This window comes from Polaribacter sp. 2405UD43-2, from assembly GCF_058147125.1.
Window position 1 is genome coordinate 157,335 of record NZ_JBYVJX010000004.1, and the last position, 24,009, is coordinate 181,343.

General features: G+C 28.1%; 11 protein-coding genes. 3 read left to right on the plus strand and 8 right to left on the minus strand.

What is annotated here, in order from left to right:
- Nucleotides 1–51 precede the first annotated feature (51 nt).
- From ACY2RX_RS07570 to ACY2RX_RS07600, 7 genes are all read right to left on the minus strand, one after another.
- Nucleotides 52–2,184 carry a N,N-dimethylformamidase beta subunit family domain-containing protein gene (locus tag ACY2RX_RS07570; protein WP_490103359.1) on the minus strand — a complete coding sequence of 711 codons (2,133 nt, stop codon included), beginning with the start codon at nt 2,182–2,184 and terminating at the stop codon, nt 52–54.
- 95 nt (nt 2,185–2,279) lie between these two features.
- Nucleotides 2,280–4,448: a heparinase II/III family protein gene (locus tag ACY2RX_RS07575; RefSeq protein WP_490103360.1), complete on the minus strand. Its 2,169-nt coding sequence runs from the start codon at nt 4,446–4,448 to the stop codon at nt 2,280–2,282.
- Between the two features lie 203 nt (nt 4,449–4,651).
- On the minus strand, nt 4,652–6,274 hold the full coding sequence (locus ACY2RX_RS07580; protein WP_490103361.1) for a DUF4955 domain-containing protein: 1,623 nt from the start codon (nt 6,272–6,274) through the stop codon (nt 4,652–4,654).
- Between the two features lie 113 nt (nt 6,275–6,387).
- On the minus strand, nt 6,388–7,632 hold the full coding sequence (locus ACY2RX_RS07585) for a glycoside hydrolase family 88 protein (protein ID WP_490103362.1): 1,245 nt from the start codon (nt 7,630–7,632) through the stop codon (nt 6,388–6,390).
- An 87-nt stretch (nt 7,633–7,719) separates the two neighbouring features.
- The gene (locus ACY2RX_RS07590; RefSeq protein ID WP_490103363.1) at nt 7,720–8,658 is read right to left on the minus strand and encodes a DUF5017 domain-containing protein; all 939 of its coding nucleotides are present in this window, start codon (nt 8,656–8,658) and stop codon (nt 7,720–7,722) included.
- A 29-nt stretch (nt 8,659–8,687) separates the two neighbouring features.
- Entirely contained in the window at nt 8,688–10,328 is a 1,641-nt protein-coding gene (locus ACY2RX_RS07595; RefSeq protein ID WP_490103364.1) for a RagB/SusD family nutrient uptake outer membrane protein, read from the minus strand.
- Between the two features lie 14 nt (nt 10,329–10,342).
- On the minus strand, nt 10,343–13,510 hold the full coding sequence (locus ACY2RX_RS07600) for a SusC/RagA family TonB-linked outer membrane protein (protein WP_490103365.1): 3,168 nt from the start codon (nt 13,508–13,510) through the stop codon (nt 10,343–10,345).
- 728 nt (nt 13,511–14,238) lie between these two features.
- Here ACY2RX_RS07600 and ACY2RX_RS07605 point away from each other — a divergent pair.
- Both ACY2RX_RS07605 and lacZ read left to right on the plus strand, forming a co-directional pair.
- The gene (locus tag ACY2RX_RS07605) at nt 14,239–18,243 is read left to right on the plus strand and encodes a hybrid sensor histidine kinase/response regulator transcription factor (RefSeq protein ID WP_490103366.1); all 4,005 of its coding nucleotides are present in this window, start codon (nt 14,239–14,241) and stop codon (nt 18,241–18,243) included.
- 91 nt (nt 18,244–18,334) lie between these two features.
- Nucleotides 18,335–21,598: a beta-galactosidase, LacZ type gene (gene lacZ / locus ACY2RX_RS07610; protein WP_490103367.1), complete on the plus strand. Its 3,264-nt coding sequence runs from the start codon at nt 18,335–18,337 to the stop codon at nt 21,596–21,598.
- A gap of 393 nt (nt 21,599–21,991) precedes the next feature.
- Here lacZ and ACY2RX_RS07615 read toward each other — a convergent pair whose 3' ends face one another.
- Entirely contained in the window at nt 21,992–22,600 is a 609-nt protein-coding gene (locus tag ACY2RX_RS07615) for an RNA polymerase sigma factor (protein ID WP_490103368.1), read from the minus strand.
- 103 nt (nt 22,601–22,703) lie between these two features.
- Between ACY2RX_RS07615 and ACY2RX_RS07620 the strand changes: the two genes are divergently transcribed.
- Nucleotides 22,704–23,852, plus strand: a complete 1,149-nt coding sequence (locus ACY2RX_RS07620; protein ID WP_490103369.1) for a FecR family protein — start codon at nt 22,704–22,706, stop codon at nt 23,850–23,852.
- Nucleotides 23,853–24,009 lie beyond the last annotated feature (157 nt).

Sequence of the window (24,009 nt, forward strand, 5' to 3'; positions counted from 1 at the left end):
TTTCCTTTTCTTCTACAAAATAAAAGGTATTAAATAATTCGTAAAATATGTTTATTTCAAAAATTGATGCAATACATTTTTCATTAACATTCCTAAATTTTCATCGAAATAAACTCCTATTGGAGCAGCAACAGAACCGATATTAAATACTTTCCCCCCTGTTTCTTTTTCCCAATATATAATTTCAGAAATTACCTTTGTTGGATTTTCCATTTCACCATTCTTTGATGCATTATAGTCAATAATTTTGGAATCTGAATAACAACTAGCAAGCGTAACTATACCATTTGGTTCCTTAATATCATAAGAATCTTTACTGGCTTTCAGTATTACTGGTAATCGTACATCATATTCATGTCCAACACATCCTAATTTTTTAGTCATATAACCAAACTTATCATTTTTTTCTAAATCAATTTTATGAGGTGTCTTAAATAAAAAGTGCTCTGGTTTATCTAAAGTATATAAATCAAAATCTTTTAGTTTGGAGCTCCATCCAGCTGTTTCTAAACCTACTAATTTCCATCCTGGGTAACCACAAAAACGCATAAGCCCACCTTTCTTTTTATCTTGGGTATGAAATAAATGTCCTGCTTGTGTGTATGGATTCCCTGAAGCCATTCCTTTAGGATACTTTCTACATTCCATAACTGTATAATCTTCATTAAAACTTACACGCCAAAACACACTATTTGCAGATAATACTGCCAAATTTCCACCTTTATCTACATACCTCTCTACTGCATCAAATGCCTTTGCAGACCAATATTCACTATGCCCAGCAATAATAATTGCTTTATATCCGTCTAAAACTGAAGTATCTTTTTCAATATCAAAATCTGTGGTTACATCATAGCTATAATTGTTATTATCTAACCAAACGTGTAAATAACGCTCACATCGTGTCCACTGACTAAAATCCTTACTATTTCTATACGTTTTATATGGTCCAGCAACAGGCCATGGCATATTAACTCCTAACTGATACGTTGGCTGTCCTTTCTTATGGGATTCGTACATATTGTAGCTAGGTAACTTAGGGTTGCTAGTTCCTATTTTTTTTACTGTTCCTCCAGTCCAATTAATTAATCCTGGTTTATGGTTATTTGCAAATGTTCCTCTACCATAAGCTAACCATGTATTTGTTGAACATACCACCAAAATATCTTTCTTCCTTACTTTTTTAGAACGAGTAACTACAAAAGTGCTATTGTATTCTTTATTGTTAAATTTAAATCTTCCTACAAAAACACCTTGTTTAATATTCTCTGGAATTCTAAAAGAATGGGCTACTGGCCATTTACAATCATACAAATCATCTGTAGCTAACCTAAGACTGTGACCGAATTCAGGATCATTTAAAGGTGAATAATCTTCATCACGCGAATCAATTTTATTAGCTTTAAAACTAGGTCCACCAACCATCCAAGTTCCTCTATTTATAATAATTCCATGATGATTTTTTCCTGAAACATCATTTATTTTATAACCTTTTTCTTCATCAAAATTCCAATTTGCAATAATTTTTCCTTTTGATTCTCCTAGAGCTAAAGAGTTATAACTTTTAGCTATATTAAAACCTTTATTTCCTTTATAAACTACTGTTTTTCCAATATCACCATCATATTTGTAACCGATAGTTTTTATTTTTAAACAAGATTTATTCTTAACGCTTTTAGATACAGCTAACTTATTATTAACCCAAAGTTCATATTTGTTTTTCAAGCGAATTACAACGATATGATACCATTCATTCTTTTTAAGTTTTACATCAGATATAATATCTAAAAAAACTATTTTTCCTTTGTTTAGGATTAGCCAATTATCAATTACATTCCCATTCATTCCAAAAGGACGAATCCAAGTTTCCATAGAAAACCTTCTTGGTATTTTAATTGGTTTATTAAACTTAACGTAAGACCCTACTAGCAATTTTTGAGGTCTAGCTTTAGATGAAGTGCTGTATAGGGTGTTATCTTCTGTAGAATTATCTAAGTTTTTCCCTAATTGTACAATTGAAAACTCGTAAGGAACATCGGCACTTACTCTAAAGTTAACTAAAGTGCCGGCTTTAACACTTTTTTCTGAATATGCGTGAACACCATTTACTACTAAACTATCTGTTTGTCCATAGCTACAAAAAACTACAAAACACAAAAAATATATTTTTTTAAAAATTTTCATATTAACATAAGTTATTTAAATTAGTTACTTGTAAAAATTCTTTAATAATTGGGTTGATTATAATGCACTCAACTATTTAAACAAAACACTATTGCTTATTTTATAACATTAATTTTAAATTTAGAACCTTTTTCTTCAATTAAAATAACTTCTCCTATAACAAAATAATTTTTTACTTTATAAAAATCATAATTTGGCTTTGGAAAATTATGTGCAATTATAATTGTATATTTTTTATCTTCAAATTCAATGGTTACTGCCTCAACATCATCATCATCTATCAATACATTTTTGCGATTATATACTGGTTCTTTTTTATATTTTAACTTAACATTTTCAGGAAAATAGATAAGATTTATTAGTGATGTAAACCCTTTAGACTTAGTAGATAATTCTGCTCTTTTATTTTCTACTTTTAAGTTATATTCAGGTGATCTAAAAGTCTTTTTTAATTTAACATCTACATTTTTTAAAGGTTGAATTCTTAAATTGTTGTTTTTAAATGTTGTTATTAAACCATTTTTTTCAATTTTTACATTGCGGTCTGAAAAATTAAAATATTGTGAATATTTATGTTCTTCCTTTGCTGAAAAACTATCAAAAACTAAACAAATATCTGGCTTAAGGAACAATAACCTACGTTTCATACTTACTGGATCTTTCAGCCTACTATAAGCCATATTCGTTGCTTCAGCATAATCAAAATCAGAAGTTAATTTTGTATAAATACCTTTAGAACTGGCTTCGTATTTATTTGACCAAGAATCCTTGTAAACACTATTTGTATAGTCATCTACACCTAAAGTGTTATGGCTTTTATTATTTTTAAAATACTCTCTCCATTTATTATCAACATACGTGAATCTTCCGCCATCAATTAAATAATTTCTGCCATTAGCAAATAGGGTAAAATGTAACAAGTTATCATGCCCGTGGCCACAGCCAAGTTTTTTTAAATGAAATCCCATATAAGTCGCATCTTCTTTCCATGAAGTTCGCATAAATAAGTCTCCCGAATTTTGCTGATATACCGATAAAAAATCAGGGTTCTTAGGCTCTAATTTGTTATATGCTTGAATCTCTACTTCATTTAACATAAATTGCAAATCATAATTAGCTTTACTAAAACCTCTTGATTTTAAAACTGGATCATTAAAAAGGTGTGCAGACAAAGAAATTAGATCTCTTAAATCTGTATCATCACTATCTCCCAAAATTGGCTGATGATAGTTTGGTTGTTGCCATTTCACATTGGCAAACGCCATATCTCTTGTCTTATTAATTATACTTTTGGGAAGCTTTGTTTTAGTTCTTTGAGCCAGTAAGACAACATTCATATAACAATGAAACACCTCGTTATGATACATTGGAGATTGCTCCCATTGACTTCCATCATCTAAAATTTGAATATTAATACATGTGGTCAATTTATCAATTGCGCTATTTTTCCATTTCTCTGCTATTTCAAATTCACTTAAAAAAACTGAAAGATTGAACAATCCACTAAACTCTAATACTCCCCAATTACTTGTTTTAGAAAAATTACTAAACTTACTATTAATATAGTCTCCATGTTCATATAAGGAGTTTAAAAATTTTGCTAAAAACTCTGGCGTTACATATTTTGAGTGTTTAATATATTCAAAGGATTTAATCCAGTTTTCGCATCTTAACCCTGCTTCTATTCTTCTCCATGAAAATTTCTTTAACTCATCATCTTCTAATGAATTATTATCTATCCAATGTGTAATTTGAGCTACAAGTCCTTTTGCGTACTTTTCTTTTCCTGTTATGTAATATGCTCTTCCTAAATCGACCCAAAACCGATGTCTATTTAACATAAAACACCATTCTTCATCTCCGTTTGGAATTGCTTTCCAATCAATATCACCTTTAAATTTATATGGAATATTTGTTTTTTCCATATCCCAATCATACCTAAAAACAAAGTTTTTATCTAATACTTGTTTTGCAACTTTTATAGTTTGAGCTACATCTTCTTTAAAATTATCAGTAATAAATTTCAAATTGGTATTACTTCGCTTTAAATATAAATTTTCTTTAGATCGATAAATGTCTAAAAGCTGATTTAAAGCAGCAGCCTGTTTGCCTTTTTTATAAGTTTTAATTACGTGATTTACTCTTGCATTATTTGAGTGTTGGTTTAACTTTTCTAAAAGTGAAGATTCTTTATGCTGTGCAACACTAATTGTTGCAACAAAAAAACTAACAAGTAGAATTATTTTTTTAATTTGAAATTTCATTTTTTCTTATAATTTTACCTAATTTGTTAACATCAGGTGTTTTACTTACTTATAATTTCTATGTATTTAGACACTAAACTTTACTTTTTAAGAGAGGGTTTTTATTGCTTTAATGATTTTTATCGCCTGAAAAGCAAATTAATTTTTAATCAATTAATATATTTAAACCAAAATAAAAAAGGGTGATTAATCAATATTTATTATTAATTAGAACCTAATTGTTTTATCCAATTTTTTTCTATTCTTCTCCATTTTCGTAAGGTTTTATTTAACCATTTAGGTTTTTTTTCTAGCCTATATTCTAATTGAGCTTCATATAAAGATTCTGGCATTACTTTACTACCTAAACTCTCTATATAACCAACATTTTCGTTTACAAGAGTTGTTTTAGATCCATGTAAGCCAATAACAATTGGATTAACAGCCGCAAATCCCCAATAATTATGTTTATTACCTGTTAACTTCCAAAAATTATAGTTTTCTACATTATCTCCAACTCTTTTGTAATTCCAAAGGGTTAATCCTTTTAAATGATGTGGTTCATTTTTGTTATTACCTCCATGTGCAGTCATTTTTGCTGCTTCATACATATCTATCAAATTGTTTTTTGGAATATCTGCATGGGAATCCCATCCTCGTTTTGGAGTTTTGACTCTCCATATTACAGAACCTGAAGTTTTATGTGATACACAAGCTCCATGCCACTGGCCTTTGTTGGTCTTGTCGCTAATTAGACCTGTTAAAACCCTTGTAGACAAAGATACATTTGTAAGTTTATGCCCTCTATTACCATCAACTAATAACATTAGTATTGAAGATGAGTAACTATTACTTAAAGATACAGCTCCAGTAATATTGCTAAAGCGACAACGACGCACCCATGAGTTTGCTACTTTATCCATACTTATTATAGACCAAGCATTATCGTGTATGAAATTTTTATGGTGTATAAAATCTTCTTCAAAATTTGCTTTGAAATATATATCTTCTACGCCTACATTTTCGAGAAGACTATAAGGTATCGCCTTCCATTTATTTTTTATATCAATATTATTTAAAAGAGGATCTTTTAAAATAATACGATTGTTCTTAATCTGTTTAATTTCATGTATTTCAATAAGTTTAATTCCTCTTTTATTAATCTTATCCCAAAATGGTCTTGACCCTTTACCTTCAAAATGAGGAGTTACCTCGTTTAAATTATAAGGCATTTTTAGTTTTAAATATTTTTGATTTTTAAATAGCTCTACATTTTTAACTTTAATAACTCTATCTCCTTCTTTAGCATTTGCAATAAGAATAGTACTATCTTGTACTTTTTGATGATGCATAAATTTAAACATATAACTCAAACGCCACTCTTCTTGTTCTGGGTAATCTCTTAACATATGATTTTTCATATGTATAATTGTTCCCTTTTTTCCAAGACCGCTACCTTTTAAAATAACATTAGAAGAACGAATCGTTATTGGATTCGCTTTTTTAGGTTTTACATTCACCAAAAATTCTCCTCGAGGAAAATAAACGATACCACCGTTATTTCTTTCGGCAGCATTAATAGCTTTTTGAATAGCTTCTTGATCAGATAATGTATCATTTGGAATTGCTCCATAATTAATAACATTAAACTTTTTCAATTTTTTAAAGCAGTTTGGTATTCCTTTTTCTCCCAAGGCATATCCTGCATACGAATAGTCCATTAATAAAGGAATAGAATCATTATCAATATCTCCTACATATTTTTTCCAAATAAGCGACTCTTGGCTTTGCAAACCAATACTTAAAATAAAAATTAAGCCAATAATTATATTCTTTACAACATTCATTTTTGTATTTTCCTTTTGAAAATTATACTTTTTTTATTTTTATGATTACAAAGAGTTTTTTTGTTATATATGGTAGTATAAAAACCTTTAAATAAGTCTACAGTATTGATAAATTATTTTTTTTCTTGTATTTTTTTCAATCTTGACAAGGCTTCAATGTAATAATAGTCTGCATAAATTAAGGCTACATCAATTTCTCTTCCTAAAGATTTTGCCCCTGTAGAATGCAACAAGAAAGCATCAGATTTTCCAATACCTGAGTATTTTTCAGAGCTTAATGAGTTTAACATCTTAAGAGCTGCATTGTAATACTTCTTTTTATCATCTTCATTATCAACTAAAGTACTTAACTCTAATAGTGCTGATGCAGTTACAGCCGCTGCAGACGCATCTTTCTCTTCATTTGGTATATTGGGAGCATTAAAATCCCAATAAGGTACATAATCTTCTGTTAAAAGAGACAAATATTTATCTGTTATTTTTTTTGCAAAATTTAAAAATCTTTTGTCTTTTGTCTCTCTATATACCATAGTGTAACCATAGATAGCCCAAGCTTGACCTCTAGACCAACAACTTTCGTCACTATATCCTTGTCTAGTATGTTTATTTAATACATTTCCTGAAATAGTATCGTATTCTAAAACATGCCAAGAAGTGTAGTCTTTTCTGAAATGGTTTTTCATTGTTGTTTCTGCATGATTAAATGCCACATCATAAAGTTCCTTATCACCATTATTTTTGGCAGCCCAAAACAACAATTCTAGATTCATCATATTATCAATAATTGTAATATGTTGATTCCAACGTGGTCTTCCTTTAGAATTCCAAGATTTTATTGTTCCTGTATTTTTATTATATCTGGTAGCTAAAGAATTTGCTGAAGTTAGCAACACGCTTTTATAATCTTCTTTGTTACCAAATAAATAACCATTTCCGTAAGAGGTGAACATCATAAAACCAATATCATGGTGGTTTTTAATTGTTTTATAGCTTTTAAAAACTTCTGTTCTTCTTATGGCTTCTTTTTTCCATTTCTCATCACCAGTAATATTATACATATACCATAAAATACCAGAATAAAACCCTGATGTCCAAGTGTTTTTAGTACTCTTTTCTAGTGTCCATTCTTTTTTACCTGTTTTAATAAATCTTGGATGTTTAGACGAATCTGTTAATTTTAAGACAACTTGTTCTAGCTGTTTGCTACATTTAGCAATCTCTTTACCTAAATCAAAGTCTGTATTGTTAATTTTTTGAGTTACAGTTTTACTTTGTTCCTTTTTTTTTGAAGAATCTGCACAGTTAATAAAACATAAAGTACACGTAAAGCTTAAAATAAATACAACTATTTTTTGCATGGTTTTAATTAATTTATTTAAATAAAAAACTACCATAAAATAGTTTTATAGTAGTTTTTTTGTTAAACATAATTCAAATTTATATAATTATTCTGTTACGGTAATATTATATTCTACTACAGTCTCTTCATCACCATGGATTGTTGTATTGTTTCCAACAAATGTAATAGTATAAGTTCCAGGTTTTTTATAAATGTATGAGAACGATTCTAACTTATCTGAAAATGATTTTAATGATTTACCTCTATCAGGAGAAACATTAAATAAATGAATAGGATTTGTTATTAACCAATCTTCATTTGTATATTCTGCTTTTGTGCCTGAGATTGTGAAATACCCCTTACGTGGATACCATTGATCATAAGCAGAATTACTGTTAGAACCTTGAACATTTGTAATTTTCCAACCAGGTGATACTAGATTTGCTACATTCAATGATTTATCACTATCTTTTAATGTTAAATCTATTTTAAAATTATCAAATCTCCATAAGCCTTGTCTATTTCCTTCAGATTTCTTTTCTTCGGAATAATATTTAATTGCTATATGAATAGGCTTTGAGCCATCTCCACCAATATCTGTAATATCTGCTATACCAGAATGTGTATAAGAATAAGTTCTTGCAGTTGCTAAAGTAAACCTATCTGATATATCTACCCAAGTTGCTTTTTTTATACTTTCTTTTTCTCCAGACCCATCATAGTCAGTTGAATATAAAATAAACAATGATTGTTTTGTTCTACTTACTCCATTTTGCCAGTGTTGTGAGTTATCAAAAGACATACTTAAAGTACCTTCTGCAAGCGTGCGTTTTCTGTGTTTGTATTCGTGTGAAAATTCACCCGAATAAAAGTTTAAAAAATTTGGTGCATTTTCTATTTTAAACTGCACTTCTTCTCCTGCTTTAACAGTTTTATTGAATTTAACTTTAAAGCCTGGCTTATCAACTTCTTCAAAATCTTCACAACTTTGGAATAAAAGAAGTATTGAAGCAATACTAAATAGTGTATAAATTATTTTTTTCATTTTTTAATGGTTTTAGTTTAAAAATGGGATTACCAACCTTTAGTTTGTGTAATGTGTGGATTAACACCTATTTCTTGCTCTGGTATTGGTAATACATAATGCTTTGTAGGGTCAAAATCATTATAGCCGTCATAATAATTATACCTTGTAGGCATATAATTATATTTAATTTTTAGTTTAGTTGGTTCATCTCCACTTTGCGGAATTCCATCAGGACCTACATTTTCTGGGCCATAAATTAAATAATCTTTATTTACAAACTTCTTATTTGCGGCATATGTTTCCATTATCAGTTTTGTTTCAAGAACTTTCTCATGAAGTTTACCCCATCTAATTAAATCATACTTACGTTGACCTTCGAAACACAATTCTAATAAACGTTCTTCTTGAATTAATTCTTCATTAATTGCTGTTAATAATGTAGCCTTGGCTCTACCTCTTACTTTATTAACTGCTGCTAATGCTTTTGACGAACCAGGAGTCAATTTATTTTCTGCTTCTGCATACATCAATAAAACATCTGAATATCTAAGTATTGGCCAATGATGAGGCCCATAACTTGAATGTGTATGATTACTTTCTAAAAATCTGCGGTATTTAGACATTGGGTATCTAAATTGTGTATCTAAAGTACTAAAATTACAATCTCTTTTTCTTTTTACATAATATGGTGATACATTCCACAACCCTCTTTCGTCAGTTGGGTCTAATCTATATTTCTGTATTAATGAAATAGTTGCAAAAGAAATTCCATAACCTTTACCACAAGCTTCATCTTCAACTAACATTCCAAATACGGATCCAATTTTTGAAGAATAATTACTATTTAATTCTGCAAAAGAAAATCCAATTTGAAAAATCATTTCCTTTTTTTCATACTGTTCTTTTGCTAAATTATCAAAGACGTCTTGATAACTTGGGTTTAGCATATGATATTTTTCATCGATGACTTTTTTACTCCAATCACGAGCCTTTTCATAAGCACCTGGTTCATTAATTGGGTTCCCAGCCATATATAAATATGCTCTTGCTAACAAACCTCTAGCAGCATTTTTACCTGCCCTACCTGGTGTAGCTTTTGCGTCTGTTGGTAAATACAGTTCTGCAAACTCTAAATCTGAAATAATCTGTTTATAAACATCTACTCCTTTAGTTCTAGGAAGTAATTGCTTTGCTGTTTTTTCTAACGGCATTGGCACTCCTTCTTCACCTCCAAAAGATTTTTGTAAATCAAAATAGAAAAGTGCTCTTAAAAAATGTGCTTCCGCTAAATATTTATTCTTAATATCATCACTTAATGCAGATTTTTTAAGATTAAGTATATAATTATTTGCGGCATTTACCCCTTCGTAATATGTAGCCCAAATAAATTTAAGAGTAGGGTCTGCAGTAGTAAAATTATTTTTTAAAATACTTCTAGTTCCATGTCTAGCTATATGACCTTCATCTGTACTGGCAGTAGGATATTGCGCATTAATAATTGATTCTCGGTACGTTTTTACTATTCGACTATAAATACCTGCAAGTCCTGCTAAAGCACCTGATTCAGAATTGTATAAATTTTCAGCAGAAATATTATCTCTCTGTTCTATTTCTAATTGACTATCGCATCCTTGCAACACGATTGTAGTTAGAAAAAATATGGTTAAAACTATTATCTTATTTCTCATAATTATAATTTTATTTAAAATGTAATTTTTGTACCTAAACTAATTGTTCTATGCTTTGGATAAGCAGAATAATCAATACCTGGTGTTATTAAAGATCTTCGAACTGACACATCTGGATCAAAACCACTATAATTAGTCCATGTATAAAGATTTTGAGCAGACATATATAATTGTAGACTATTAACCTTTATCTTTTTAAGGAATTCACTTCCAAAATTGTAGCTAAGGTTTATTGTTTTCAGTCTTATATAAGAACCGTCTTCAATAACTCTCGAAGATACATCTTCAAATCCTTGACCACCAGCTCTATATAAATCTGTATTTTGATTATCTGGTCTCCATCTATTTTTTACTGTCGCTAATTGATTTTGAGAAGAAATACTCATACTTTCAAATATCAATCTATTTGCGTTTAAAATATCATTACCATAAGACCATTGAAAGAATACATTTAAATCGAAGTTTTTATAGCTAAATTTATTTTCTATTCCTCCAAAATGCTTTGGTAAAGCATTACCAATAATAGTTTTATCTATACCAGTTATTTTTCCATCACCATTTAAATCTCTAAATTTTTCATCTCCTGGTCTGTGATTACCTTTATAACTTGGCTCAGTTGGTAATAAAGTATGAGATGTTGCATTTGGATTATAGTCAACAAAATCTTTTGGTTGATAAACACCGTCAGAAATATAACCATACATATTACCTAAAGGTTTATTTTCTTGAACAATAAATTGATTGGTACTTAGTTTCCAATAATAATATGGTTTTCCAAAAATTGGTTTTTGATCTGGTAATGAAACTATTTTATTTTTGTTAAAAGAAATATTGAAATCAGTTTTCCATTTAAAGTTTTCTGTTGATACATTTGTTGTATATAATCCAAACTCAAAACCTCTATTTCTTACATGTCCTGAATTTATCCAAATTGAAGAAAACCCTTGAGATAAAGCTGCATCTGAATTAATAAGTAAGTCTTTAGTATCTTTTTGATAAGCTTCAGCAGATATTGAAATTCTGTTATTTAAGAATCCTAAATCTAACCCTATATTTGTTTGATCTGTAGTTTCCCAAAATAAATTTGGGTTGGCTCCATATCCTGGTGGTCGTTGACCAGCAATTATGTTTCCATTAAAAAAATATGATGAATTTTCATCTGTTAAGAACTCAAATCTTGCTGAGCCTGGAATTCTATCATTACCTGTTCTACCATACCCTGCTTTAAATTTTAATTGAGAAAATATATTTAAGTCTTTTATAAAGCCTTCTTTATGTGCTTGCCATGAAACAGCTGCTGAAGGGAAATAACCTATTCTATTTTTTTTAGGAAAGATTGAAGAACCATCACGTCTTATTGATGCTGTAAGTAAATACTTATTCATAAATGAATAGTTTACTCTTCCTAGAAGTGAAAAAACTCTAGTTTCACTATCTCCATATATATCTCCTGTGTTATCAAGAGTTCCTCCATCTATAGAGTTAATGCCTAGGTATTCTAAATATTGAGGAATATCTCTAGAATACTTTTTACTTCGTTCATATTTTCTAATATTTAAAGTAGCACCTAATAATACTTTAAAACTATGATCTCCAAATTTCTTATTATATGTTAAAGTATTTACATTTGAAAAATATGTTCTTCTTCTTTTATCCATAGATCCATTAATACCATCTCGTTTATTAACTAGTCGTCCTGAAACAGTTTTACTGTTATTAAAACGACCATAACTAGAAAATTGAGTATTATAACTAGCTTTAGTCTCTAATCGTAAATTTGGCGTAATTTTATATTTTAATCCTAAACTTGCAATAAATTGATCTTTTTCATTTTTTCTATACTCATTGTTTAATGAAACAATAGGATGCCAGCTAACTACATTTAAATAGTCATAATCTTCATTAACATCGTTTAAAGGATCTTGATCTCCGTAATCAATAAACTTATTTAGAATTGGAGAATAAGAAATTAGATTTCTCATAAATGAATATGATGATGTACCTGTTGTTCTTAATCCTTTCTGAACAGAATTTGTATACAACATATATACAGAAGCATCTAATTTTTTATTAATTTTATGATTAAAAACAACTCGTCCATTAAGCCTATTGTATTCAGATTGTAATAATGACCCTTGATCTTCAATATAATTTAAAGAGGCATTAAATTTGGTAATCTTATTACCTGAAGAAAGTTTTAATTTATTACTTTTTGTAAAAGCTGTTCTAAACGCAACATCTTGCCAGTTTCTAGCCTTTACATTTTTGTAATCTTCTGGTTTCCCTACAACAACACTTGTATTTAAATCATAATCGTATACAGATAGATATCTTCTTGTAGTACTTGATGGGTTTATTTCTAAACCTAATTTAATAAATTCATAAGCATCAAGTACTTCTAGTTTTTTTGTTATATTTTTAACAGCCAAATTAGTTTCGTATGATATCTTCATTTTTCCAATTTCAGCTTTTTTACTAGTAATTAAAACTACACCATTAGCTCCTCTTACTCCATAAATAGCAGTTGCAGACGCATCTTTTAAAATGTTTATTGATTGAATATCTGAAGGATCTATTAAAGCAGGGTCGAAATCATCCATAATAAAACCATCTAATACATATAGTGGTGAATTATCTCCATTTATGGTATTACCTCCTCTAATTGTAATTTTAAGAGCATCTCCTGGCTGACCGTCTCCAGCACTAACTCTAACTCCAGCAACACGTCCTGCTAAAGCTTGGTCAAAACTAGTTACAGGTGCAGCTTTTAACTGCCCCATATTAACTACACCTACTGATCCTGTAACATCTTCTTTTTTAACAGTACCATATCCAATTATTACAACTTCATCTAAAACATTTAAACTTTGTTTTAAACTAACATTAATTACCGTTTGATTGCGTACTTTAACTTTTACAGTTTTATATCCTAAATAACTAAAAGTTAATTCAGATCCTTTATTAACTTTAATAGAATAATTACCATCAAAATCTGAAGTTGTACCATTTCGAGTACCAGTTTCCAAAATACTTACTCCAATCATTGGAATTCCAGACTCCTCTTTTATATTACCTTTTATTATTGTGGTTTGAGCAACTGCTCTATTAACAAAAATGCACATAAAAAATAAAAAGAGTATCTGAAATCTTCTAATTTCTATTTTTTTAAAATTTTTCCTCATTATTTAATTTTTACTTGATTATATAATTACTTGATTTATTTCTAAACAAAACTAATTAAACAAACAGGTAAACTAGTGTGTAAAAATGTTCGTTAAACAGGCCTTAATTGTTCGTTTTACCCTCTAAATCTAGGAAAGCGATTTGTGAAAAATATTTTTTGTCTACTTTTTTAAGTCATATCCCAATTCCATAATAAAGGGTGCCTTTTTATAATATATATTTTATTTTTGAGTTGTAGTAACAAAAACTCAGAATTTAACTTCACTAATTTCTTATAAATATTCATCCGTATTTACAAACATAAATCTTGAATAACAACAATAATCAAATTATTGATACTACTTAATTCTATATTATCTGGTTCTTTTTGTTATGTTTTTTATTACCTTTGATATAATAGAGTATGAGCTATATTGTTTGATTACATTTCTTAGGTCTTATAATCAGTAATTTTTATTGACTCCTTGTTAATAATTCTGATTTTCAAACAAGTAAAGAGGCTTTATAGCTATTTTAAACTAGATAAAAAACAAATCAATATTAATAAATTCTCAAAACGGAAGTTTCAAAAGCTAAGCTAATTGTTCGGAATTTGATGAGAAATTTAAAATAAAACTATAAATTGAAAGTAATTAGATCTATAATTTTTATTATTTGCTCCCTTTCTTTGTTTCTGTGTTATTCTCAAGAAAACAGTTTGCTAATAAATAATTTAAATTTTAAACATTTGTCATCTAAAGATGGGCTATCACAAAGCTCTGTAGTAGTTATTTTTCAAGACAAAAAAGGCTATTTATGGTTTGGAACAAGAGATGGATTGAACAAATATGATGGCTCAAAATTTACAACCTATAGACATAACTCAAAAGAACCTACAAGCATAAGTCATAATTGGATAACTTCGATTTATGAAGATAATTTTGGAAATTTATGGATAGGAACTAAAGGTGGGCTTAACAAGTATAATGCTAAAAATGATAATTTTAAGAATTACTTTAATTTAAGTGGAAAATTTGGTGTTTCTAATAATGGAATCTGGGATTTAACCCAAGTTAACAAAAACTATTTATTAATTGCAACAAATGCTGGCGTTTGCAAGTTAAATATTAAAAACGACTCAATTAAAAACATATATAAAAAAATACTAACAGATAATAGAATACGCTCATTTCATTATTCTAAAAATAATAATTTATGGATTTGTACCATTAACGGAATTGTTTCTATAAATGATAAAATTAAAAAAACTAAACACTATAATTATCCACCACAAGCATTAATTGAAAAACATATTAATAATGCCCCAATAATTTATCAAGACGAAGAATATAACTTATGGCTAGGTTATAATAATGGTTTGGCAAAATTTAATAAGGAAACAAAAACTTTTAAAGACTATAAATTAAATGGTCATAAAATAATTAAAACTCCAGTAAGAAGCATTTACGAAGATGAAAACAATAATTTATGGATAGGCACTTATACTGGATTATACATTTTAAATAACAAAGAACAAACATACAAAAAGCACATCCATAACGAGAAGAATCCTAAAAGTTTAAGTCACAACTCTATATACAAAATTTATAAAGATAAGAGAGGTGGGGTTTGGATTGGTACTTGGGCTGGAGGAATTAATTTTTTCGACACTAGTTTTCAATACTTTAAAAATTTATTATCAAGAACTAATAACAAAGATTTAAAATCAAAAGTAATTAGTTCTATAATTGAAAATTTTGATACTTTTTGGATTGGTACAGAAGGAAGTGGTATTAGCATTTTTAATAAAAAAACTGGTAAATATAAAAATCTATTACACAACCCAGAAGATGAAAATAGTATTTGTTCTAACAATGTAAAATCTATGATTAAAGATTCTAAAGGGAATTTTTGGATTGGAACTCATGATGGCGGTTTAAATATTGTAAACCCTAACTTAAAACCTCTTAAATTTAAAAGAGTTAACAAAGGAAAAAACAGTAACATAAACATATCAGATTACAGAATTTTAGCATTATTAGAAGACGCAAATAATAACATATGGATAGGAACACTTACTTCGGGTTTATTTATTTATGTTAAAAAAGAAGACAAGTTTTTAAGATTGGATAATACACTAAAATCAATTTTAAGTATAACACAATCATCAATCAAAAACAAAATACTTGTATGTGGTTCAATGGGAGTAGAAGAAATAAACATCAATACTAAGACTAAGACATTAATAAACTTTAAAAATATAAACACTAAAAGTAATTTTCGTAATTCGGCTGCATGTATTTATGATGATTCAAGGGGTAATTATTGGATTGGAACTAAAGGAGACGGATTATATCAATACAATATCAATACAGGTAAATCTTTAAGGTATGGTATTGCTGAAGGCCTACCAAATGAAGTTATATATGGTATCTTAGAAGATAATAACAAAAATATTTGGGTAAGCTCAAATAAAGGAATCAGTAAAATCAATACTATAAATAAAACCGTTAAAAACTTTGATGAATCTGATGGTTTACAAGGAAACGAATTTAATTATGGTGCAACTTTAAAAGATAAGAAGAATCATTTAATGTTTGGAGGCACCAATGGTATTAGTTATTTTAACCCAACAGATATAAAAGAAAATTCCTATTTACCTCCTATTAATATATCTAATTTAAAAGTAAACGGAAAATCTTTCTTAAAAATTACCGATTCTATTAATAAGGTTACTCTAAAACACAACCAAAACGATTTTAGCATAAATTTCACAGCATTAAGCTTTTTGCAACCAAGTAAAAATAATTACGCTTATAAGCTAGAGGGTTATGATGATTGGAATTATATAGGAAATAATAAAAAGGCAATTTATACAAACCTTAATGAAGGTCAATATATATTCAAAGTCAAGGCTTCAAATAATAATGGGCTTTGGAACGAAGAAGGAACTTCATTAAAAATAACTATTCTACCCGCCCCATGGAAAACATGGTGGGCATATTTATCATATAGCCTAATCCTTTTTCTTATTATTTATTATATTAGAAAATTATCATTAGTAAGAATTAGAGAAAAAAACGAATTAAAACAAGAGAAATTTGAAAAGGAAAGACTCGAACAAGTTAACCAATTAAAACTAAAACTCTTTACAAATATTTCTCATGATTTTCGTACACCACTAACCTTAATAACTGGTCCTGTAGCACAGTTATTAAAAATTAATAGCAAAGATACTTTTGTTAAGAGGAATTTAGAAACCATACAAAGAAATACAAATATTTTACTACAACTTATTAATGAATTACTAGACTTTAGAAAAAATGAATCTGGAAAATTAGAACTACGTGCCTCAAAAAATAATATTGTGGCTTTCACTAACAATATAAAATTATCCTTTGAAGAACTAGCTATTCAAAGGAATATTGAATATGTTTTTATTAGTAAAAAAGATAATATCTCTGTTTGGTTTGATAAAATAAAACTAAAAAAAATACTTTTCAACTTACTTTCCAACGCATTTAAATTCACAAAAGAAAATAGTAAAATAATATTAAAAATCTCAAAAGAAAAGGAAAATGAAGATTTTAAAAATGGGGCTATTAAATTAGAAATTACAAATTTTGGTAAAATAATACCAAAAAAACATTTAAGCTTTATTTTCGATAGGTTTTACCAACTAGAACAAAATGAAGTTCAATCGGGAACAGGAATTGGCTTATCAATTGTCAAAAGCTTAGTAGAACTACATAAAGGAAAAATAGAGGTTACAAGCAACAATATTGAAGGTACTTGTTTTTCAATTTTATTGCCACTAGGGGAAGAACATTTAACTGAAAAAGAATGCTTTGAAGAAGAATTTGATGATGTTGAACAAAAATACTTTAATCAACCAGCCTTTATTTTTAAAGAATTAGAATCTAATAAAGTTAAGGCAAAAAAAAATCAAGAAAAACATAATGAAAAAATACCCTCATTATTAATTGTAGAAGATAATACAGAAGTAAGGTATTTTATAAAAAGTCTTTTTGTTGAAAAATATAATGTTTTTGAAGCTGAAAATGGTTTAGAAGCTATTCATATCTCAAAAAAGAAACCAGTTGCTCTTATTATTAGTGATGTTATGATGCCTGTAATGAATGGTTTTGAGCTCTGTAAAACAATTAAAAGCACGGTAATAACTGCGCATATTCCTGTAGTGTTATTAACTGCAAAGACATTGCCCGTACATAAAAGTAAAGGCTATAGCATTGGAGCAGATGCATATATTACAAAACCTTTTGATGCAGAAGTTTTAAAAACTAGGGTGCATAATTTAATAAAGTCTAAAGAAAAACTACTTAGTAAGTTAAAAAAAGAAATTATTCTTGAACCTAAAAAACTTGAAATTAATTCTGAAGATGATGTTTTTTTAAAAAAAGCAATTAACATTGTTGAAAAAAATATTTCAAATGACGAGTTTTCTGTAAACGATTTAGCTAGTGAAATGAATATGAGTCGCTCTGTATTATACAGAAAACTTAGAAAGTTAGTAAATCAATCCATACTAGAGTTTATTAGAACAATAAAACTAAAAAGAGCAGCACAACTTATTATTCAAACAGAGTTAAATATTTCTGAAATTACTCATGAACTTGGTTTTAGTGATTTAAGAAATTTTAGAAAATCCTTTAAAAAACAATTTGGAAAATTACCTTCAGATTATAAGAACAAATATCATTCTACTTCTAAAGATAATGAAAATTCAACATAATAGAAAATAAAACTCCCTAAGAGTTTTTATTTATTTTATAGAATACAATATTAAAAATATCCTTAAAAAACACTTAAACACATCAAATGAAATGAAAAATAATAAATTAAACCAATTAACCTTACTTCTAACTATAAAACAAAAAAGCGTTTCATTACTTATAATATTACTTTTTTCTAGCATATTGTCTTTTAGTCAAAAACTTCTAGACTGGGAAAACCCAGAAGTTTTTCAAATCAATAGAGAATATCCACACGCTACATTTTATAGACATTTGAAAGAGAAAAATGCTCTTACTGGAAAAAAATATGAAAAATCTCCTTTTTATCAATCCTTAAATGGTATATGGAAATTCAATTGGGTAAAGAAGCCTTCTGAACGTCCACAATATTTCTACCAAAACAGTTATGATGTATCAAATTGGGATGATATTACTGTTCCCGCAAATTGGGAAATAGAAGGCTATGGCATACCTATTTACACTAATATTACTTACCCTTTTCCTACAAACCCTCCCTATATAGATCATGATTATAATCCTGTTGGTAGTTATAAAAAAGATTTTTTTATTTCTTCAAATTGGGATAAAAAGGACATATATGTCCATTTTGGAGGCGTTCGAAGTGCAATGTATATTTGGGTAAACGGCAAGCTAGTTGGATACAATGAAGGTAGTAAGACTCCTGCAGAATATAACATCTCAAAATACATTAACAAAGGTAAAAACTCAATCTCAGTAGAAGTTTATCGTTGGTCTGATGCTAGTTATATGGAAGATCAAGACTTTTGGAGATTAAGCGGTATTGAAAGAGATGTGTATTTATTTGCTATGCCCAAAGTAGCACTTTACGACTTTAAATGTATTTCAAATTTAGATAAAGATTACAAGAATGGACTATTTTCATGTGATTTAAAACTTAGAAATTCAACAGGAATACCAGCAAAGAATTACACCGCAAAAATTAAACTTTTTGATAATGAGAATGAGTGTTTTTCTTTGGCTAAGAAAGAGGTTATCCTCTCTGGTGATAAAACAAAAATATCTTTTTCAAACGTAATAAAAAACGTTAAAAAATGGTCGGCAGAGACACCAAACCTTTACACTCTTTTAATTACCTTATTAGACTCAAAAGGAAACATAGTAGAAACCATAAGCCATAAAATAGGATTTAGAAAAATTGAAATAAAAAATAGTCAATTTTTAATCAATGGCATTCCTGTTTACCTAAAAGGTGTTAATCTGCATGATCATGATGAAGAAACAGGTCATGTTATTAAAGAGAAACTTACTTTGAAAGATCTTACCTTAATGAAACAATTTAATATAAATGCCATCAGATGTAGCCATTACCCAAAAGACGAACATTTTTATAGAATGTGTGATAAATACGGATTTTATGTTATTGATGAAGCAAATATTGAAACTCATGGTATGGGAGCCACAAATCAAGGTTTAGACAAAGATCTAGAAAAGCAAGCCATTCATCCAGCTTATCTACCTAAATGGAAAGCCATGCATTTAGATAGAACAATAAGAATGTACGAAAAAAATAAAAACTATGCCTGTATTGTTACTTGGTCTTTAGGAAATGAAGCTGGTAATGGTATGAATTTTTTTACTACTTATAATTGGCTTAAGTCTTCAGATAAAACTAGACCAATACAATATGAAGGAGCAAAAAAATATAGTAATACAGATATCTATGCTCCAATGTATGAACGGATACCATCTATGATAAAATATGCTGAAAACAATCCTAAGCTCCCATATATTCAATGTGAATATGCTCATGCAATGGGTAATAGTGTTGGCAATCTTCAAGACTATTGGAATGTAATTGAAAAGTATGATGTGCTTCAAGGTGGTTTTATTTGGGATTGGGCAGATCAGGGCTTAAAAACTAAAAATGCAAAAGGAGAAGTTTTTTATGCTTATGGAGGTGATCTAGGAGGTCAAGGCCTTCAAAATGACAAAAATTTTTGTTTAAATGGTTTAGTAAACCCAGACAGAACACCTCACCCTGCACTTTGGGAAGTAAAAAAAGTGTACCAATACATAAAGTTTAAAGATTTTAATAAGAAAAATAAAGTACTCTCTATCTACAATGGTTATGATTTTATTAATTTAAATAAATTTGAAATTAATTGGAAATTATTAGAAAATGGAATCATTGTAAAAAAAGGGAGTTTAAAGAATTTAAACTTGCCTGCTAGAACACTAGGTAATTATCTAATTAACTTGCCTAAAATTCCTAAAAACAAAGAGTATTACCTTCATCTTGAAGCAAAACTTAAACAAGATTATGGGTTATTAAAGACTAGTCACAAAGTTGCTACAGGAGAATTTCAACTAACAAATTATCCCCTTAATAAATTTGAAAAAAACAAGACTGGAACTATTATTATTAATAGTACTTCCAATTCAACAACTATAAATGGTGAAGATTTTAAAATTAGTTTTGACTTAATAACTGGGCAGCTTTATAATATTAATTATGGTAATGGTAACATACTTCAATCACCTATTACTCCAAATTTTTGGCGTGCTAGTACAGATAATGATTATGGTTTTAATATGCCTAAAAAAATGGAAGTTTGGAAAAAGGCTACACAAAATCAAAAACTTATTTCTTTCAAAATTTTTAATAATGTAAAAGGAAAACAAAAAATAATTTCAAAAGGAAAGATTAAAAATAAATATGTAAAAATAGAAGCTGTTTTCCAACTTACAGCTGTTAATGGTAAAATTACAGTAACTTACACAATTAATCCCGAAGGTGAAATATTAGTTACAAACCTTCTTACAACAGACAATAATGAACCAAACATACCTCGTTTAGGTAACAACTTGGTATTAAATAATCAGTATAAAAATGTCTCTTGGTATGGACGAGGGCCTTTCGAAAACTACCAAGATAGAAACACTGCTTCTTTAGTTGGAATCTATCAAGCAAAAGTTGAAGACTTATATTTTCCTTATATTAGACCACAAGAAAACGGATATAAAACAGACGTTAGAGAGATTGCTTTCACTAACTCTAAAGGCAATGGAATAAAAATATTTTCAAACAGAAATTTATTGGGTTTTAGTGCTCATCATCAACTAAACAGTGACTTTGATGAAGGAAGAAAAAAAATTCAGAAACACACATACCAAATTCCAAAAAGAAAACTAGTGAATATTAACATAGACTACAAACAAATGGGAGTTGGTGGCGATAATAGTTGGGGTGCAGAACCTCTTAAAAAATATCAAATAAAACCTTTAAAAAAAATAAAGTATGGTTTTATTATTAAACCCTATAAAAAATTAACCTCTCGGAAAAGTAAACTGGCTCAATCACAAATATTGTGAGTGAATACAAATAAAGTTTTGATCTTTGCAAAAAAAAACAGAGATTGGAATTATCCCTAGACCTTTTAAAATTCATCTTACTGTCCAGTCAAATATAGTAAGTCCAGAATGACATCTACGCACCAAAAAAACACATAGTTAAATGATTATCAATAAATAATATATCGAACTCCTTTAGATTCGTATTTTAAAAAAAAGATTAAATTTATCCACTAAATAAAAGCTAAAAGAAAATAAAAGTGTACATATTTAGTACACCAAAACAGCTACAAACCAAGTAATACAGGTAAATATTGCATATTGTATTGGAAATTAACGATAAAAAACACAGGAATAAAAAACCTCACACGAACTAAAATCTAAAATTATTAGAGCTCTATTACTTCATAGTTTTTATTTTGAGCTTAGACGTTGTATTTTGTTCTTAAAATAAAAAAGAAAGAAGAAAACTGTTTTTACTCTTTCTTCTACTTTCTTTCTAATAATAGAAAAGGCCTTTCTCATTTGAGCTTCAACAGTTTTAACAGAAATGTTAAGCATTTCAGCTATTTCTGTATATTTATATCCTTGAAACTTACTCATATTAAAAATCTCTTTACATCTAGGAGGCAACTCTTCAATAGCAATTCTAATACTTTCTAATTTTTTCTCTTTAATATCAGAATCTTCAGAAATTAAATCTAATCGTTTTTTATAAGCTAAGTCGTCTAGTATTTGGTACTTACGCTTCTGTTTCCTATAATTATCTATAAAAGTAAAATAGGCGGTTTTAAATAAATATCCAGGTATAGATTGTTTTAAATCAAAAGTGTCTCTTACATTCCATAGTTTAATAAACGAATCTTGTACTAAATCTTTTGTTATTTGAGGATCATTTGTAAAACTATTTACATAGTTGGTAAGTTTATCATAATAAGTATTGAACAAGAACTTAAAAGCTTGTTCATCTCCACTTTTAAATGCTTTTTTAATAAGTTTATTATTCTCTCTATTTTTCTTCATAAAATATAACTTGCGTAAAACTAGAAAAAAAAATTAGATATTTAAGAAATTAATGTAAGGGTATTTTTAAAAATAAGCGTAATGGTTATAATAAGGTTAAAAAATGATTGAAAAAAAAATTGAAATATTAATTATAAAGTACTGTACAAATCAGATAGAAACTGATGAAATACAGCAGTTAGTTGTTTGGGTAACGGAAGGCAACAATAAGTTGTTGTTTCAAGAATATGTGGCTATTAATTTCTCTATAGAAGAAATAAAGAACACAACCTATGTTAGTAAAGATAAGGTGTGGAATACTCTAGAACAACATATAAACAAAACTAAAAAGAAAAAGAATTATTGGAAATATGCTGCAGCTGCTTCAATATTAATACTAATATCTTTATCTATATTTTTTGGAACTCAAAATAATATGAATACTGTTTCACCAAAAATTACAAATGATATTGCGGTTGGTACAGATAAAGCAATACTTACCTTAGAGGATGGAAAAACTATTCCGTTAGAAAAAGGGAAAAATTTTGAATTAAAGAATTTAAAAAGTAATGGTAAAAGTTTAGTTTATTCTAAAAGCTCAAAACAAACTAAAGAGATAGCGTATAACTATATTACAATACCTCGTGGAGGTCAATTTCAAGTTGAATTGTCTGATGGAACTAAAGTTTGGCTAAATTCAGAGTCTAAAATAAAATATCCAAAATCTTTTGTTAAAGAAAAAGATAGAACAGTAGAACTTGTTTACGGAGAAGCATATTTTGACGTTTCGTCTAGTAAAAACCATAACGGATCTAAATTTAAAGTACGCAATAACAATCAACTAATTGAAGTCTTAGGAACAGAATTTAATGTTAAAGCTTATAAAGACGAAAATACATCTTATACTACTTTAGTAGAAGGAAAAATAGAGGTTTCTAATAAAATAAATAAAAGTATTTTAAAACCTGGGCAGCAATCTATTATAAATGTTAATAACCCAACTATAGAAATTAAAACTGTTGATGTTTATAATGTAATTTCTTGGAAAAACGGAATTTTTAGTTTTGAAAAAAAAACGCTTAAAGAAATTATGACAGTATTAAGCAAATGGTATGATATCGATTTTGTTTTTGAAAACAAAGCGCTAGAAAAAGTTAAATTCAACGGTATTTTTAGAAAAAAACAAAATATAGAAGAAATTCTAGTAGCAATTAAAAACACAAAATTTGTAAAATCTTATGAAATAAAAAAAGATAAAATAATACTAAAATAGAAAAAAGGGTATGAAGTTTAGACTTGCAGGAATAAGGCTTCATAACCCCTTTTATAAATCTTAATTAATTAATAATGTTTAACTAACTAAAATGTAAATTTATGGAAATTAAATTAACTAATTCCTTTTTGTTTTCAAAAAGGTTTTACACAAATCT